Source organism: Paenibacillus sp. 1_12 (assembly GCF_900114475.1).
Taxonomy (GTDB): Bacteria; Bacillota; Bacilli; order Paenibacillales; family NBRC-103111; genus Paenibacillus_S.
On record NZ_FOTE01000004.1, the window covers coordinates 204,339 to 221,407 of the forward strand.

At 45.0% G+C, this 17,069-nt stretch carries 15 protein-coding genes; 11 read left to right on the forward strand and 4 right to left on the reverse strand.

Translation table 11 applies throughout. The annotated features are described in order from the left end of the window. The first annotated feature begins 18 nt into the window (after nucleotides 1–18). Entirely contained in the window at nucleotides 19–924 is a 906-nt protein-coding gene (locus BM210_RS11285) for an amidoligase family protein (protein ID WP_177237761.1), read from the forward strand. Nucleotides 925–1,156: 232 nt separating this feature from the next. On the opposite strand, the gene BM210_RS11290 is transcribed toward BM210_RS11285, so the two are convergent. Continuing rightward, on the reverse strand, nucleotides 1,157–2,536 hold the full coding sequence (locus BM210_RS11290) for a hypothetical protein (protein ID WP_143101038.1): 1,380 nt from the start codon (nucleotides 2,534–2,536) through the stop codon (nucleotides 1,157–1,159). Between the two features lie 261 nt (nucleotides 2,537–2,797). Here BM210_RS11290 and BM210_RS11295 point away from each other — a divergent pair, with 261 nt between their 5' ends. The 8 genes from BM210_RS11295 (at nucleotide 2,798) to BM210_RS11330 (ending at nucleotide 11,502) form a co-directional block, all read left to right on the forward strand. Further along, nucleotides 2,798–3,508 carry a GntR family transcriptional regulator gene (locus BM210_RS11295; protein WP_091167943.1) on the forward strand — a complete coding sequence of 237 codons (711 nt, stop codon included), beginning with the start codon at nucleotides 2,798–2,800 and terminating at the stop codon, nucleotides 3,506–3,508. 296 nt (nucleotides 3,509–3,804) lie between these two features. Further along, nucleotides 3,805–4,815 (forward strand): LacI family DNA-binding transcriptional regulator, encoded by a 1,011-nt coding sequence (locus tag BM210_RS11300; protein ID WP_177237762.1) that lies wholly within the window; start codon nucleotides 3,805–3,807, stop codon nucleotides 4,813–4,815. Nucleotides 4,816–4,939: 124 nt separating this feature from the next. Then, entirely contained in the window at nucleotides 4,940–6,034 is a 1,095-nt protein-coding gene (locus tag BM210_RS11305; protein ID WP_091167947.1) for an ABC transporter substrate-binding protein, read from the forward strand. A 95-nt stretch (nucleotides 6,035–6,129) separates the two neighbouring features. Then, on the forward strand, nucleotides 6,130–7,776 hold the full coding sequence (locus tag BM210_RS11310; protein WP_091167948.1) for an ABC transporter permease: 1,647 nt from the start codon (nucleotides 6,130–6,132) through the stop codon (nucleotides 7,774–7,776). Nucleotides 7,777–7,788: 12 nt separating this feature from the next. Further along, on the forward strand, nucleotides 7,789–8,880 hold the full coding sequence (locus BM210_RS11315) for an ABC transporter ATP-binding protein (protein ID WP_091167950.1): 1,092 nt from the start codon (nucleotides 7,789–7,791) through the stop codon (nucleotides 8,878–8,880). 23 nt (nucleotides 8,881–8,903) lie between these two features. Next, nucleotides 8,904–9,821 carry a ComEC/Rec2 family competence protein gene (locus BM210_RS11320; RefSeq protein ID WP_177237764.1) on the forward strand — a complete coding sequence of 306 codons (918 nt, stop codon included), beginning with the start codon at nucleotides 8,904–8,906 and terminating at the stop codon, nucleotides 9,819–9,821. Beyond that, nucleotides 9,818–10,633 carry a Cof-type HAD-IIB family hydrolase gene (locus BM210_RS11325; RefSeq protein WP_091167953.1) on the forward strand — a complete coding sequence of 272 codons (816 nt, stop codon included), beginning with the start codon at nucleotides 9,818–9,820 and terminating at the stop codon, nucleotides 10,631–10,633. Before BM210_RS11320 ends, BM210_RS11325 begins: the two co-directional genes overlap by 4 nt. A 23-nt stretch (nucleotides 10,634–10,656) precedes the next feature. Then, nucleotides 10,657–11,502: a sugar phosphate isomerase/epimerase family protein gene (locus BM210_RS11330; protein WP_177237765.1), complete on the forward strand. Its 846-nt coding sequence runs from the start codon at nucleotides 10,657–10,659 to the stop codon at nucleotides 11,500–11,502. Between the two features lie 183 nt (nucleotides 11,503–11,685). Here BM210_RS11330 and BM210_RS11335 read toward each other — a convergent pair whose 3' ends face one another. Beyond that, nucleotides 11,686–12,969, reverse strand: a complete 1,284-nt coding sequence (locus tag BM210_RS11335; RefSeq protein WP_091167956.1) for an MFS transporter — start codon at nucleotides 12,967–12,969, stop codon at nucleotides 11,686–11,688. 39 nt (nucleotides 12,970–13,008) lie between these two features. Next, a complete protein-coding gene (locus tag BM210_RS11340) occupies nucleotides 13,009–13,845 on the reverse strand; it encodes a polysaccharide deacetylase family protein (RefSeq protein WP_177237766.1) in 837 nt (278 codons plus the stop codon). A 153-nt stretch (nucleotides 13,846–13,998) separates the two neighbouring features. Between BM210_RS11340 and BM210_RS11345 the strand changes: the two genes are divergently transcribed. After that, nucleotides 13,999–15,195, forward strand: a complete 1,197-nt coding sequence (locus tag BM210_RS11345; RefSeq protein WP_091167959.1) for an MFS transporter — start codon at nucleotides 13,999–14,001, stop codon at nucleotides 15,193–15,195. Between the two features lie 232 nt (nucleotides 15,196–15,427). After that, the gene (locus BM210_RS11350; protein WP_091167960.1) at nucleotides 15,428–16,333 is read left to right on the forward strand and encodes an aldo/keto reductase; all 906 of its coding nucleotides are present in this window, start codon (nucleotides 15,428–15,430) and stop codon (nucleotides 16,331–16,333) included. A gap of 528 nt (nucleotides 16,334–16,861) precedes the next feature. On the opposite strand, the gene BM210_RS35350 is transcribed toward BM210_RS11350, so the two are convergent. Continuing rightward, the gene (locus tag BM210_RS35350; RefSeq protein ID WP_218184919.1) at nucleotides 16,862–16,987 is read right to left on the reverse strand and encodes a YjcZ family sporulation protein; all 126 of its coding nucleotides are present in this window, start codon (nucleotides 16,985–16,987) and stop codon (nucleotides 16,862–16,864) included. Nucleotides 16,988–17,069 lie beyond the last annotated feature (82 nt).

Sequence of the window (17,069 nt, forward strand, 5' to 3'; positions counted from 1 at the left end):
AACGAGAGGATGAATGCAATGTGGCCTAAATCAATTGATTGGAAAGACCTGAAATTTGGAATTGAAATTGAGTTTATAGGCGGCAACCCAGCCAGCTTGGAGCTTTTACCTGGTTGGGTTATGTCATTGGATGAACGACAAATAGACGAGACAGGGGCAGAGTCAGGAAGTGAACTGAAGCCGCCTCCGATTTTGTGGGAAGACAGAGAGCAAATACGAGTCATGCTGAACCGACTGAAGGCGCAAGGAGCTACAGCGAATTGGAGCTGTGGGCTCCACGTTCATATAGGTTTAGAGTCATGGGGGCAAGACATTGTGCTTCCACTGCTAGACGCAGCACTGCGATATCAAGCGACTATTCAAGAACTATTGAATACGAGCGAGCATCGACTCCTATTCTGTCCTCCAGTTACTCCTGAGATGCGAGATAGCTTTATGATCAATCCAAGCTCCAAAGCAGTTCGCCATCGGGGGCGTCCCCAATCACATCGATGTGGAATCAATACAGCAGCTTGGTTTGATTTCGGTACTGTGGAAATTCGCTATGCGAACGGAACAATGAGCTATGATGAACTGCTTCATACCGTTGAGCTTTGCTTAAAGTTTGTGGCAGCGATAGGTGCTGGTCGCCAACTTTCAGACGCCCCCTGCAGCATGGCGGTCGAACTCGAAGCTCCCGTTAAGGGCTATCCAGTTTCCATAACACCTCCACGCTGGTTTCAAGAAAGAACGTGGCTGGAGGAATCCATTATTCCTGTATTAACGGTTCTCGCAGCTGAACTTGTACAGGATGGCGAAATTCACCACGTACTGCCGGTACCTGATGGTTTATTAATTGCGATAGAAAATCATGATGGAAAGCTATTCAACTATGTAGTTGAACCACCCACTGAGGGCTGGAAGCTTAAACGTCAAGTTTTATAATGAAACATGACTAATTCAAGTAAGACCCTTCTGCCGTGTTGAGGCAGAAGGGTCTTTATGAACGATGCGCAGGCATCGAGTATTCCACACTTCTGGTTTGTACGCTACTTGCCCAGCATATAAGCTTGGGTGTAACGATAAGGAGAAAGCATAAAGAGACAAGCACACGAAAGGTAAAAACCGTCAGGAGGATCTTTCCTGACGGTTTTTCTTATTCGCAATTTGCGCTAAATTATTGAGCGCGCACGGTGGCAGAAACCTTAGCCTGTCCGTTGCTGGTTACGACGTTTTCCCATGTCTTTGTGGTTCCGGGAGCCACAACAGCCGATACGTATCCCATGTCATCATCTCCGGATGTTCCGTCAGAATCGTAGACATGAATTTCTACATTGGTATTGGATGGTTTTGCTACGTATATGGAATTGTAGCTTTCCGAGAAGTTGGGGCCGAATTCAGCATCATTAGCGCCAAATACAATGTTGTAATTTTGGTACATCGGTGCATCATTTTTCTTCCAGAACCTGGCGTCTGTCTGGCCTTGGCCGTTGACGTAGGCTTTAATATAGATGTCGCTCTTACCTCCAAATGGGTCGCGATCAGCCATGCTCTGAGTATTAACAAGCACGATTTGATGAGAATAATAAGGGTTGTAAACGTAAGAGTGCGAGAAGCTGCCCAAATTATTAAGGTGGACATCCACCTGGTGCGCCGGATCGGACCAGTTCATCCCTTGCAAGGTTGGACCGTCGTCACTGTCGTCCCATCCCCAAGGGGCGTTAGCCGAGTTGGCTGTGTGATTATTACCTGCAATGGTACCCCAGGAAGAGAAAATATTAGGGTCGTTTCTTTTGCTCCAGAGGTCACCCCACTCGATAAGGGCATACCCGTAATGATTTACATAGCTGCCGGCCGTGTTAGTTGGGAATTGAGCCGTGCCTGTATAATCATATACGATGCCGTCGCCACCCGGGGCGCTGGACCCGTCATACGCATGTACGCCATGCCCGCCGCTTGGGCTCTGTCCATTTGCTTGACAGAATACCTTAGGATGACTGCCATTAAAAAGAACACCGCCGTCCACGTTGTCAGAACCTGAAGTAATGGTCGTATCGTTGGTGTAATCGTACCACTGGTTATGTGCCATGGTCTCCATTAACTGGAATGTTCCGTAAGTGGAGCCGTCCTTTCTGATGACGAGGATTAAGCCTTCGAAATCATTTTCATGTGCATCGAGAGGTCTCGTATAAGCATCGTCTCTAGCGTGGAACAAGTCATATTCTATAAAATAATGAGTCAAGGTTTCAGCCACTTTGTAGTAAACATATCCGTTCTCATTGTAGTTATCTAGGTTGTCCCAATTGTTAAGCGCAAGATAATCCCCGTCATAATTGAAATTCGTAATAAAATCTGCTCTTACGTTCAGATCTGCGTTAACGTCTTGATAAATTTGAGGAGCCCAATGAGCAGCCAATTCAAAGTAGCTTGCAGCACTTGCCTTCGTTGCAAAGGTACCGCAGAAGAGAGGAAGAACGAGTGCCACTACGCTTAAGAGGTGAACGATCGTTTTTTTCATAAATGATTTCCCTCCAATAATTTTAATTGATTTTCCCACGAATGCTGCTCAACTGGTGCTTAAAGATTGGATTTTCCTGATAAAGCTCCCCTCCTTTGCATCTTATGTGACTTCAGCTGTCTGACAGCTAGAATTATAATTAGCCATTTTGACTTTGTCAACCCATTTTTTCCCAAGCAGTTGTGCGTTTATTTTACAAAAAAACAATGCCATCTTATACTTATGATGTCAGACATCACTCCGATAAAGTAATCATTTACATGATTATCGCAAAATCACGCAGGGAGGAACTGCCGTCATATGGAGAAAAAATTGCTTTATCTCAAAATAAAAGAAGAAATCGAAAAAATCATAAGAGAAGGAGAGTTCAAGCCGGGGGATAGACTTCCATCGGAACCGGAATTGGCGAAAAAATTCGATGTGAGCCGCTCTACACTCAGGGAAGCGCTCAAGTTGCTGCAACGGGAAAAAATTCTTATCAGCAAGAACGGAGTCGGAACCTATGTTAATAACCGTTCCGATTTCATTACCAATCCACTTAGCAAGCTTCAGAGTTTGGGTCAAATGATTCAAAACGAGGGTTATGTGGAAAGTGAGTCAGACGTAAAAATTTATACGAGTGATCAGGAAGCAGATTGGAAAAAACAGCTGGCCATTGACGAACCGGTCGTTATTTTAGAACGGTCACGAACAGCAGACGATAAAAAAGTAGCCTTTTATTATAATATTTTCCCGCAAAGCTTGGCCAAGCATTATTTCGACGATGGATTTTCCGGTGCCATTTTCGATTTTTTAAAAAGTAAGCTCGGGATCAACATTGCCTACGCCATAACGGAAATTTGTGCTATAAACAGCTCCAATGAAAGAGATCAGAAGGCCATTCAAATGCTCGGAAACGAAATTGTTTTGCTCAAACAGCTTCACTTCGACGATGCAGACCACCCGGTCTTTTATTCGTTGGATTACTTGAAGAACAGCGTTTTTAAATTAATGATTAAACGTGAGTTGTAAGGTTCAAGATCGGATCAGTTTGCTCACGGAGAGAGTGTTTTAAATCAGAGAATTCAAACGAATGGACCCGCCATACTTCGAAAGCTGCTACCTTTAAGTTACAGGTAACGGCTTTTTTTTGCAGACAGAGCATCAAAAGAGGGAGGAAAACTCTTTACAAAATCAATAGATAAATTTTACAAAAAACGTATTGAAAACGTATACAACTTGTTGTAATATAAACTCAAATGTAACCGGGAACGTTACCGGTAACGTTTCCGGCATTGTTTCAGTAACGTTTGTACGGAGGTGTGATTGTGGCCAACATCAAAGACATTGCCAAACATTTGGGCGTATCAGTATCGACGGTTTCCAGAGCGATCAACAATCATCACGATGTACGCGAAGAAACTAAATTACAAGTGATGGAGGCGATCAAATCCCTTAATTACCGACCTAATGCAATCGCAAAAGGGTTGATCCAGAAAAAAACCTATACGATAGGGCTTATGATCCCGGAAATATCGGACCCGTTTTTTTCAGGACTGGCCAACGCAGTTGAGGAAATACTTTTTGAACACGGCTATCAGGTTGTTTACGGTAATACGAACCGAAACCCTGAAAAAGAAAAACAATTCATATCCAAGGCGATCGAGAGACAATTCGACGGGTTAATCATCACGCCTGACTGTTTGGATGAAGAATTCGTTCAACTACTCTCCAGTATCGATATGCCGTTCGTCTTCTTGCGAAGGCGAACGCCGGCAGCGATATCCATGCCGTTCGTTGACGTCGATCATTATGAAGCGGCCATCACAGCGGTAAATTACTTAATTGAACTGGGGCATAAGCAGATTGGTTTTATCGGCATGCCGGAAAGTTCATTTACAGGAAATGAAAGATTGCGGGGGTATAAGGATACCATGCGCAAACACGGACTTTCCCCGGATCAGTCCCGTATCGTGATAGGCGGAAGAACGATAGATCACGGCCGTGAAGCGATGGGGAAGCTCTATGAGAAGAGCCCGGATGTAACCGCCGTGTTCGCGGCAAACGATTTGCTCGGGATTGGAGCTCTCGAGTGGTTGGCCGTCCATCAAATACAGGTGCCTGACAAACTTTCCGTTATAGGCTTCGATAACTTGGAATATGCAGAGCTGTATTGGATCCGATTGACCACGATGGAACAGCCACGAGGAGAAATGGGAAGTAGGGCAGCGCAGCTGCTGCTGCAAATGATCGAAAATAAGGGAACGACGCTCAATTCTGAACTGATTCAAGCAAAGCTCATCGTCCGACAATCATGCAAACCGTTGGAAGTAACGTAGACTCCATGATAAACCAGACGAGAGATCCATCTTAATTCCATTAACACCATCTGCGGAATGATACATAAGTTACCGGACAATTTAACAAGAAGCGACTGTTGGCAAACAATAAGGAGGTTCTCATATGTTACGGACTTTTAATAAAAAAATGGTTAGTTTAGGTTTGGTGGCTTTATTATCGAGCATGACTATTTTAGCAGGGTGTGGAACGAGTACGCCTGCGGCGACGGTTACGCCTGCGGCCGCTCCTAAAGCGGGGGAGGCTAAAGGTTCCGGTAAGCTGGTTGTATATGCGGCACTTAATGAAGATGACATCGTTGCAATACAAAAGAAGTTTAAAGAAGATACAGGCATCGAAATCGAATATTTGCGCACAAATGGTGCAGGAGAGGCGAGCACGAGAGTTCAGGCTGAGAAGGCAGCTCCAAAAGCTGATGTCTTGATTGGCGGATCGGTTGAATTCTATGGACCGTTAGCGGAGCAAAGTTTGCTTGAAAAATACAGCTCTCCGAATAGCAAAGAGCTTGATGCGAAATTCAACGATCCGAGCGGCTTCTGGCAAGGATGGTATATGGGCGTACTCGGCATCGTGCTAAACACGGAAAGATTCAAAAAAGAGCTAGAGCCAAAAGGTGTGAAGGAACCAAAAACATGGGATGATCTGCTAAATCCAGCTTACAAAGGCGTGTTCGTGACAGCCAATCCTGCAACAGCAGGCAGCGGATATATTTTTGTAGCGGATCAATTGTTTCGCTTAGGTGAAGACAAGGGTTGGGACTACGTGAAACAGCTGCATACCAACGTTCACCACTATATACCTGCAGCAGGGGACGTCATCAATCTAACGGCTACAGGCGAATTCATTGCCGGCATGTCCTGGGCGCATGATATCGTCAAGTCTCAACAAAAAGGCTATCCGATCAAAGTCATCGTCCCTGAGCAAACGGCATTCGAGATAGGCGGTGCTGCGATCGTAAAAGGCGGCGCCAATATGGAAAATGCAAAGAAATTCATCGACTGGCTATTAACGAAACCGGTTGGTGAAATGAACACAACCATCTCCAATCGTTATTCCGTACGCAAGGATGTCGCACCTCCACAAGGCATGATTAAAATCGAAGACGTTAAGCTTGTTAACTATGACCGTGATAAAGCAGCCAAGATGAAACCGGATGCATTAAAGAAATTTTCCGAAGTGACCGGCCAAGGCGCGAAGTAGCAATTGCTCAACATATGAGGGGACTTGACTATGCGGGAAATGAGATTTCCATTTTCCGCATAAATTGGGTTTGTAACTGAAAGGTGTGAAACGGATTGAACTCATCTGCAGCCAAACATACATGGATGGAAATTAGAAAGTTAAAGAACGAACCTGGCTTAGCCATCGTTATTGCAGCCATCGTCCTGATTACGACTTATTTCGTACTGTGGCCTATCCTTAAAGTTGTAAGTGTCCCTAATTTAGGTGATTATGAAAAGTTATTTACCATAACCCGTTGGACCGAAGCGGCTTTGAACAGTTTGTTTATGACGGTTATTTCTACGATATCATGTACGGTTGTGGCTTTTATTTTCGCTTATACGATTTCAAGACTGGATATACCATTTAAAGGGCTGTTCAAATTCATTACGATATTGCCTATCGTTTCACCACCTTTTATTGTAGCTCTGTCATACATCCTGTTGTTTGGAAGACAGGGCATTGTTTCCAAGCATATCTTGGGTGTGAGCATCGACGTCTATGGCTGGCATGGCTTGTGGTTAGTGCAGACGATCAACTTTTTTCCTTTTGCTTACGCCGTCATATACAGTGTTTTGAAGACGAGTTCGACTAATTTGGAATATGCAGCCTACAATTTGGGGGCCACACGCTGGCAGGTTTTTAAAGATATATTTTTTCCGCTCTGCAGACCGGGCGTTGCGGGGGGCGCGCTGATCGCAGCCATGAATATTTTGGCCGATTTTGGTAATCCGATGATCATTGGAGGGAATTTTTCCCTGCTTCCTACAGAAGCTTATCTGCAAATGTCGGGTTGGAATGATCTGAATTCGGCAGCGATGCTGTCGACTACATTACTGGTTCCAGCGTTGGCGTTATTTATCCTGAATCGTAAATGGGTCGGGAAACGATCCTATGTTACCGTAACAGGTAAAGAGACATCCTTAAAGCCTTACCCAGTAGCCGGATATGTGAAATGGATATTGTTTGGGTTTTGTTCATTTGTCACAATCGTCATCCTTGCCGTTTATGGCGTTTTGTTCTATGGGGCATTTACAAAAACGTGGGGGTATGATTGGACGTTTACTTTGAAAAATTTGGACTATGTGTTCGGTAAAGGAACGGAAATCATCAACAGTTTGAAATTTGCATTTTTCTCTTCGGTAGGCGCTGCCTTCTTAGGCATTATTTTGGCGTATATCGTTCAAAGAAAACAGATTGGCATTAATCGCCTCCTGGACTTCCTTGCCATTCTACCCGGTGCGGTTCCGGGAATATTCTTAGGACTTGGTTTCGCGATGGCGTTCAATGGAGAGCCGCTGGCACTAACGGGTACATCCGCTATTATGATACTCGCATTGATGTTCTGGAATTTGCCGACGTGCTATAGCGCCAGTCTTGCAGGCTTTCAGCAAATCGGTAGTTCGCTTGAAGAAGCGTCAACCAATCTGGGCATCGGTAGTTATGGGACATTTAAGATGATTCTGCTGCCACTGCTTAGAGGGCCGTTTATGTCCAGCATTATCACATCCTTTCTAAGATCGATAACCTGCTTAAGCGTCATCGTTTTTATATACTCGGCTAGCACTTCGGTTGGCACAATTTCTATTCTTGGCCTGGTAGGAAACGGTGAATGGGGCAGAGCGTCAGCATTTACGGTTGTGTTGATTTCCATCGCGTTCGCCGTGCTGGCGATCTCAAAGCTTATTTTCAAAGACAACGATAAATCATTAAATATATAGACGGAGGGACCTATGAGCGCAGCGGAAAGCATTATCAGAATTGAAAACGTCACCAAAACATTTGGATCATTCACGGCTATCAAAGACGTATCGCTGGACGTGTCTAAAGGCAGCTTCACAACGCTTCTTGGTCCCAGCGGATGTGGGAAAACGACGTTAATGCGGTTGATCGCCGGTTTCCACGAACCGGACGGCGGGACGATCGTCATCGAAGGCAAAAAGGTAAACGGCATACCTGCCTATAAAAGAAACACGCCGCTCGTTTTCCAAGAGTACGCTTTATTCCCCCATATGACCGTATATGAGAATATTTCCTACGGTTTAAAATTAAAAAAATTGTCCCGAAAGGAAATGAAAGATAAAGTAGATGTCATGCTGGATATGTTCGGTCTTCAAGGAATGGAAAACAGGTTTCCTAAGCAGCTCAGCGGGGGACAGCAGCAGCGCGTAGCATTCGCTAGAGCTCTAATCACTGGGCAAAATATTTTGCTTATGGACGAACCGCTCAGTAATCTTGACGCCAAAATGCGTGTTGAAGTTCGGAGCGAGCTTCGGGAGCTTCAGCAGCGCACGGGCATCACGGCTATTTTCGTCACCCATGATCAGGATGAAGCACTATCGTTGTCCGATAGGATCGCTGTGTTCGATAAAGGGCACATTTGTCAGGTGGGCACGCCTTGGGAAGTGTACTTCAAGCCACAAACGGCGTTTGTCGCCGATTTTGTGGGTGTAGCCAATTTTATCAAGGGCCAAGTTGTCGGCATAGAAAATCAAGACATCATAGTTAGGAGCACTGATGGCCCCATACGAGTGAATAAAGGCGATTATAACGTCGACATGGGTCAAGAGGTAACGCTCGTCATTAGGCCGGAATGCATTTCGATTATTGAAAACACGAATACGGATGCCAGAAGTGAAAACGTATTTATTGGCACCATCGTACAGAGCAGTTTTCTTGGACGCATGATCCGTTACTGGGTGCAAGCGGGTTCTTTGAAATGGATTGTGGACGATACGAGCCCGAGTGTTCGTGGAACGCTGCAAGGCACCATAAAAATCGCCTTAGATAAAAATAAGATTCATATATTACCTAAAGAAAGCTAATGCATTGGATGGGAGAGGACAGTTTGCAACCGACATTGTATGCACTAAATGTAGGGCGTGGTGATTCTTTTTTTGTCGAAATTCCGACAGAGAGCGGTACCTCCGTCGTGCTCATAGACGGGGGCGATGATTTTTTCGATGAGTCGGTTAAACCGTTACGCTTCGTGCAGGACAAAGGCTGGAACCAAATCGATTTGATGATTTTAACCCATATCCATCCCGATCATCTCACTGGGTTGTTGGAAGTGGCGGAACATATTCCCATTCGGGAAGCGATACTCCCGTATCCAGAAATTGTGGTGGAGTTAGGGAAGATGATGCATCCGAAAGCCATTCAAACCGCCGAAATGCTCCAGATGTACAAGCAATTACATGTATGCTTGGAGCGGCAAAATACCCGAATCACACTAAGACCACCCTTTGGTGAAAGAACGATATGGCAGTTTGGGAATTTTCTGTTGAGACATTTGGATCCGGTGGAAAAAAGTGATTTATCTGCTTTTCACATATTGGAAGAACTCCAGACTGCGCCAGCTTATAGGCAGGAACGGCTGTGCGCAGCTTTCGATGGACAATCGAACGGCGACAGCAGCGTTTGGCTGCTTGAGGATGCCGACGGCGCTCATTTGGTTCTGTTCGCAGGTGATGCGCTTCAACCGAATTTGGAACGCATTACGGAACGTGAATATATCCGTCCACGCGGATTCAAGGTGGGCCATCACGGCATGATGGACGCCTGGAATGAGCCAATGCTGCGGCTGTTATCGCCGGAATGGATTCTCATTACGAACCATCGCGAGGAATATAAAATATTTGTGGATGCTTGGATGCAGTTAGCACAATGCTCAGATAGCAGGTTGTTCGTGACTGGCTCAGAGGCGAACACGTTCTATCTTGTATCCCGCTTACCGTTGATGCCAGAAAGGATTGAACTGCTATGACGCCGACAGTACGGCCTTATCGAATGGTAGTGACCGATATTGACGGAACACTAGTTGATTTAGAGCAAATGATCAGCAGGCGGAATAAGGACACGATCCATGCTTTTCAGCGGCAAGGAGGTATCGTCACTTTGGCGACCGGCCGCATGGAGGACGCTGTGCGGCATTATGCGAAGGAACTGGATATCCGTCACCCCGTTATCCTCTATAACGGAGGCAAGATCGTAGATTTAATAACGGGAGAATGTTTTTTTGAAGCATTGCTCGATGAGCAAGTCGTTAGAAAAGCGGTACAATTGCTGCAGGACACTCCGCTTGATATGATTTTTTATTCCGAAAAGAAATTATGGGTTAAAAAGATCACTCCTGTCATTTCAACCTATATGAATAAGGATCGCGTGCAGTGTCTAGAGTGGGAGACACCTGAATATTTGATAAAAGGCAACGTGAATAAAATCCTAATCATTCGGGAAAATCAGGATTTCACATCCGTACTGGATGTCTTTCTGCCCGTTAAGGGAATTGAGTGTGAGCTAGTGCAGTCCGAGTCAACGTACTTGGAGATTTTGCCCAAAGCAGTATCCAAAGGTCATGCCCTCAAATTACTGGTCGAACGCATAGGCATCGACATGAAGGACGTGATTGCCATCGGCGATAATTTAAACGATTTGGAAATGATTCGCGAAGCGGGGCTTGGAGTAGCGGTAGATAACGCGCATCCGAAGCTGAAAGACGAGGCTCAATATATCAGCCATTCACACTTGAATCATGCAGTAGCGGAAGTGATAGAGAAGTATTGTTTAAAAAAATAATAGCAATGAGGAGGCTGCAGAGTATGATCGTCGGATTAGGAGAATGGGGTTTGCAGTATCGTACGATTGAAGAACATTGCCGGATCACCCAAGATTTCGGCTTACGTTATCTCGAACTCGGGATCGGCGGCGATTTTCCGGGCAGAATCCAAAGGGATATTAGCCAACTGGAAATCGATAGTCTCCTTGCTTGTATACGGGACTATGGCATAAAGGCGCCTTTTTTCGCGCTGGATAGCGATTTTACATTAGAAGATCCGAATGCGTTACAAGAGATGATGGGGCAGGTGACCCATGATATACAGCTGGCTGCCCGATTTAACGCTACACACGTCCGATTGTTCGCCGGGTTCGAGCTTGCTTCCAACATGACGGAGGCGCGATGGGCTCTAATGATACAAGCCTTTTTCGAAATGAACGAACTCTGCTCTCGACACGGCATGGTTATTTCTATAGAAACACATGGACGCATCACGAAGAAGAACGAAGGTTTCATTCAAGAGCATACGACAACTACGGATTGGAATTGTTTACAGCGGCTGCTGCGTGAACTGCCTCCCACTGTGGGCTTTAACTTCGACCCTGGCAATTTAAAAACGGTCGCGGAGGGACGTCGGCTGACGGATTATGCCAAGCTTTTAGGCAACCGTATCAACTACTGCCACCTCAAGGACTGGAGACGTGTCGATGATTATTGGGTAGCCTGCGCACCGGGCGATGATGATCTGGATTATGACGACCTCTTAAAGGACGTACCCTTTAATGGTGTTCATCTGATTGAATACGAACAAGCGGACGACATCATAGAGGGAATCGGCAGAAGCTTGACTTATTTACGTTCTATACGTCCGAATTTGCTAGTGGAATAAGAATGGGCCATTATCGGTGAAGCGGAGGCGTATGGCCTGCAAGTTGTGGATCCAACAAACGAAAAATTAAAAATTTATATGTAAAAAAAGGAAGTCCAGAACATCTTTTTCAAGTTCTGCACTTCCTTTTTGCTTTTTTGATATTCAGCCTCGTCCTCGTTGTATAAAATCACTCATGCGGGATTAGTTTGATCCTTGATTGCTTTGCTTGGCACTTGCCCAACGCAGCATACTGGGGGTGACAATCAGCAGAAAGCATAAGGAGCCGATTACACGGAAGGAGCCTATTAAGGTCATACTCGTTTCATAAGCTACAGATGAAAAAAGCTTCATACCGAGAATCGGGGCAAAAATAGCTGATATTTGTGATAGTGTTGTATAAATTGCGATGCCCCGCTGACGACCTTGCTCGGGAACGATTTCCAATAATCGGTTAAAAGCGGATTGCTGAAAGCCCGCGGTAGCAATCCCGCCTATAAAATCGTAAAGATAAACCCAGTTCATATTAGGCGCATGCAGCCAAAGATAAGGGGTCAGACCCAGCATAAGCGCAGAGATGAACACCGTCCAGGCTGTTCCCCTGCGATCGGCAACCCGCGCAAATAAACGGAAACCGAGCAATGCGCCAAGTGCTCCGGCGATAACATCGATACTGATCATCGTATTGGTTGCAAGCAGGGTGTCAGCTTTAATTTTGGCGTAAATCGGCCAAGCAGCCTGCCAAGCAAATATGTAAACAATGGCGCTCCCACAAAAAAGGTAGTAGGCTCTCCCTTGATTCAGCTTGTAACGTTCGATCCAACTGGTTGAGGAATGGCTCTCTTTGACAGGCCCAATCTGCTGCATGATTTGATTATGATCAATGATTTCCTCACTGGGAATGCGAAGCTTCATAAAATACCAGGTTTCAATAATGGCAAACAAGAAGCCTACGGAAAAAGCAACCTGATAGCCAAATGGATAAGGAAGACTATCAATGCCCCAGCCTGCAATGAAAGCAACTACACAGCCGCACAATCCGGTCCACATATTACGCTGTGCAAATACACGATTCCGGTAGCTTGCCGGTATAATTTCACCCATCATGGATTGCCAGGCTACGGCGATAACGGAGTTAGTCGCACTGTACAAGCCGACAAGCAGAATCAACGAGGTAATCGCCGATACCCCCATATAGGGGACGAATATTAACAAGAAATAAAACAATCGACAGATGATGATGATAGTGGCGATAATCCGTTTTTGCTTACGGAAGCGTCCGATGATGATAGACGCGGGAATAACCAGCAGAATTGTGAGCAGGGCGGGTATGGAAGATAATAAGGCATAATCATTATTGGTAGCACCCAAACGGGCAGCCAGCACAGCAATAAAAGGAGTAACGCAATTGAATCCGATCGACCATGCAATGCCGTTCCATAGATTATTACGGATGTTATTGCGCAGGACTTTGTATTCAGCTTTCATCCAGTCACCCTGAATCCTTTAATTTTTGTTAAGCTCACGCTATGAAATCAGGTTGGAAATCGTCACGAATTGATATCCATGCTCTTTTAAAAAATTAATGATTTGCGGGAGCGCCTGGATCGTATTGTCCAAGTTGCCATTTTTACCGCCTGCAGAATGCTGCAAAATGATGGCGCCTGGCTTGGATTGCTTTTTGACATTTTCAAGTATGCGATCAGGGGTAATTCCTTCCCAGTCGCGTGTATCCACAGACCAGTTAATGATACGATGCGACTTTTCCGCGTATTCAATAACCTGCTGCGACACCGAGCCATAAGGTGGACGCATCAGAGTGGAGGGTCGATTCGTAAAGCTTGTAATGATCTCGTCGGTCTTATTAATTTCTGCTTCTAGTTGCTGTTGGTCGAGTTTGGTTAAGTCTTTATGACTCCATGAATGGTTGCCAATCTCATGACCAGCGCTAACGATTCGTTTCATCACTTCTTTATGGGCAGCAGCATGTTCTCCTATTACGAAGAAGGTGGCTGTCACATTTTGTTTTTTTAATAGATTGAGAATTTGATCTGTATACTTGGCATCAGGACCATCGTCAAAAGTCAGTGCTACCCTTTTGGGATTACTGCGATCGCCGGAGTATGTGACATGATCCTTGATCCTGTAAGAGCTGCTTCCTGTTTGAAGAGCAAGGGGGTCAATTACTGTCGGATTGGTCAGGGTTGGTAAAGATGTCAGTGATTGTGGCTGAGCTGGCGCGTCGACAGGCTTGCTTTCGTTTACAGGTACAGCACTCGGTGCCACCAAAACAGGGTTGGTAGTTCGACCGCAGCCAACAAGTAATAGCATAATCACAATAACTGCAATAATCTTAGGATGCATGATATCATCTTCTCTCTTAAGCTTTATATCATTATTATAATAGATTTGTAGAACGTTGTCGTATATTAAAATAAGATCACGAAAATAGTTGTTGATTTCCCAATAAATTGCTAGCATAGGGGTCATAGACGTTACTAATAGTGGAGGTTGTATATGACTGCGTTTAAATTATGGGCGATTGCTCCCCCGGAAATTAAGGTACTGTATGTCACAATTTTCATGATGAATATGGGTTTTTATGCACTGATCCCTTACTTGACCTTATACCTGACTGGCAGTCTGCTGTGGTCGATGGCTCTGACCGGTATTATGCTGGGTGTGCGCCAGTTTTCACAGCAGGGTTTGACCTTTGTTGGAGGGCTGCTGGCGGATCGCAGAGGCTGTAAACAAACGATGGTCCTTGGACTAGCCGTTCGATCTATCGGGTTTCTGGGATTTGCTGTGAGTGTGCAGCCATGGCACTTTTTTGCTTCCGCCATTATTGCAGGCTTGGGTGGAGCCTTGTTTGAACCTTCTCTGCAGGCTGCCTTTGCTAGATTGGCGCCGCTGGCTTATCGTAAGCAGTTGTTTTCATTAAAAAATATGATAGTAAATATCGGGATCATCGCTTCAACACTGATGGGCAGCTTGCTGCTATCGGTTGATTTTCAATATTTGAGCATTTTTGCGGGTTTGGTTTTTCTTTTTCTTGCCATTTATGTATATGTCAAACTGCCTGCACTGGATGTAGAGATCGCAAGAAGTCATTTTCGCAAGGATATCGGAAGTATTCTTAAGGATATGCCCTTTGTTTGTTACACGATTATCCTGATCGGTTATTTTTATTTGTATATGCAGCTGTTTCTTACGATTCCGCGGCATGCTGTGTCGGTAACCGGAGATTCTTCGAGTGTTGCTTATGTATATGGGACGGTTTCCGGGTCGGTCATTTGCTTTCAGTTGATGGTGACACGTTTCTTTGAGCGTTTTTCGAATCGCTTTGTTCTTATTGGATTGGGAGCCGTATTGATGGGCACGGCGTTAATGCTATTTGGTCTGTCTGATGGGTTGTTCATGTTATGTGCAGCCTCGGTATTGTTTGCGCTAGGGACTATGATTTCGGCTCCACTCATGCTAGATGTAGTGCAAATGTTCGCTTCTCCCCGACTAATTGCATCTTATTATGGGTTTAACGGTTATTCGATGGCTCTGGGCGGTGCTCTAAGTACAAGTTTGGGAGGATGGTTTTATGATCTGGGACAAGCGAAGGGACTGCCACTTCTGCCTTGGAGCTTGTGTTTGGTCGTTTCGCTGTTCGTCATGATCAGTATGTGTTTCTTCAAGGAAAGAAAAGCGAGTCAACCTGCTTAGCAAGTTTTTCGAAAACTCCAAGCAGACGCTTACGAAGCCAGCTTCCTACTAGGCGCTTGCAAAAAAGGATCGGATCGTCGATGTGACAACCTTCAATTCGGCAATAGACAGCTCTTCTATTAGTTACTTTAGATTAACTAGCGCACCTTTTTTTCCATTCTTGTTGAGGTTTGGAAACTTCCCTATAATGGGTATTGTTACGTAGAACTCAAATCGAAGGAGCTGACGTTACTTGAAATACCGCAGACTAGGTAAGACAGAGCTAAAGGTTTCCGTCGTTGGAGTAGGCACATGGCAGTTTGGCGGAGCTTGGGGTAAGGATTTTACACAGGATGAAGTGGATGCAATCCTAGATAAAGCTGCAGAGCTTGGCATTAATCTGATTGATACGGCAGAATGCTACGGTCATCATCTTTCGGAAAGCTTTATCGGAGATTACATCGCACGCAGAAAAAGCAGGTCAGACTGGGTAATTGCAACCAAATTCGGACATAACCACGCAGATAGAGAAAGTACAACAATTGATTACTGGTCGCCTGAACAAGTGCTTATTCAATTGGAGAACTCGCTGAAGTCATTGAAAACCGATTATGTCGATTTGTACCAGTTCCATTCGGGTACTGATGAAGTGTTTAATAACGATGCGCTTTGGACGATGCTGGACAAGCAGGTTCAGGCAGGCAAAGTGAGAAATCTAGGTATTTCAATCAGCAGCAACGATAATTTGTATCAGACAGATGCGGCGTCGAAAGTGAATGCCAAAGCGATTCAGGTCGTATACAATCGATTGGATCTAACCCCTGAAAATCGCGTATTTCCATCTTGTGAACGTCAAGATCTCGGTGTGCTTGCGCGTGTGCCTTTAGCAAGCGGTTACTTGAGCGGCAAGTACAAACCGGGTGCGGATTTTGCCGATAATGATGTGCGCTCCAGACATAACAAAGAGCAGACTCTGATCAAGCTGCAAAAGGTGCAGGAGATCCAAAAAAATGAACTGCCGGAAGGCGTAAATATGGCAGAGTGGGCGCTTGCTTGGTGCTTGAAGCATCCGGCTGTAACCACTGTAATCCCAGGCTGCAAAAGCCCGGAACAGGTGGAATCCAATGCAAGAGCAGCGGATTTTGATTTTGTTAAATAAATAAAGCAGCCTCCAAGCCACATTTCTATTATGTGAGCGAGGAGGCTTTAATTATTTTTCAAGAGGGTGAGATAAATTCGGCCTAACGAGTGGTTAGGTTCAGGTGATTTAATGCCTAACCCCTTTGCTAACTCCTTGGGCGGTGGCTCATACAATATATTTAAAGTTGGTAGCCAAGGTATGACGGCCACTTTAGATATAGATGGATCTACGAAAAGAAAAACGATAAGGGTATGTATCTTGCCAATTATTATACAGCGTACATCAAGACGTGATCGATTAGACAGCAGTCGCAGTAGACGGTGTGCTAAGAAGTTAGAATTTGAACACGATTGGTAATGGGATCAGCTTGCAAAAGCTCTTGATGGCCTGTATCGAAAAGGCTTATTCAGGGATTACCGAAGCAGACGCTTAATTTCTGAATACTGTCATACTGGCGCGGCAGAACGGTGTTGATAGATAACATTTAGACAAAAAAAGTAGGTAGTAACCACCTCCTGTATCAACCTGGAGGTGGTTAACAAATATTTAAATAATAAAAGCACTACTTATAATAACCAACAAAATGAAAAGTACAAGAATGGCACCTGTGGAAGTTCCTAAACCGAAACCTCCACAGCTTGCACCAACTCCACCAACTCCGAGTGCACCCATGTTCATCCCTCCTTCCGCCTTGCATAGAGTATGTTATGAATGTCAGCGGTAACGTGATTGGACTGACGCCAAAATGGGTGAT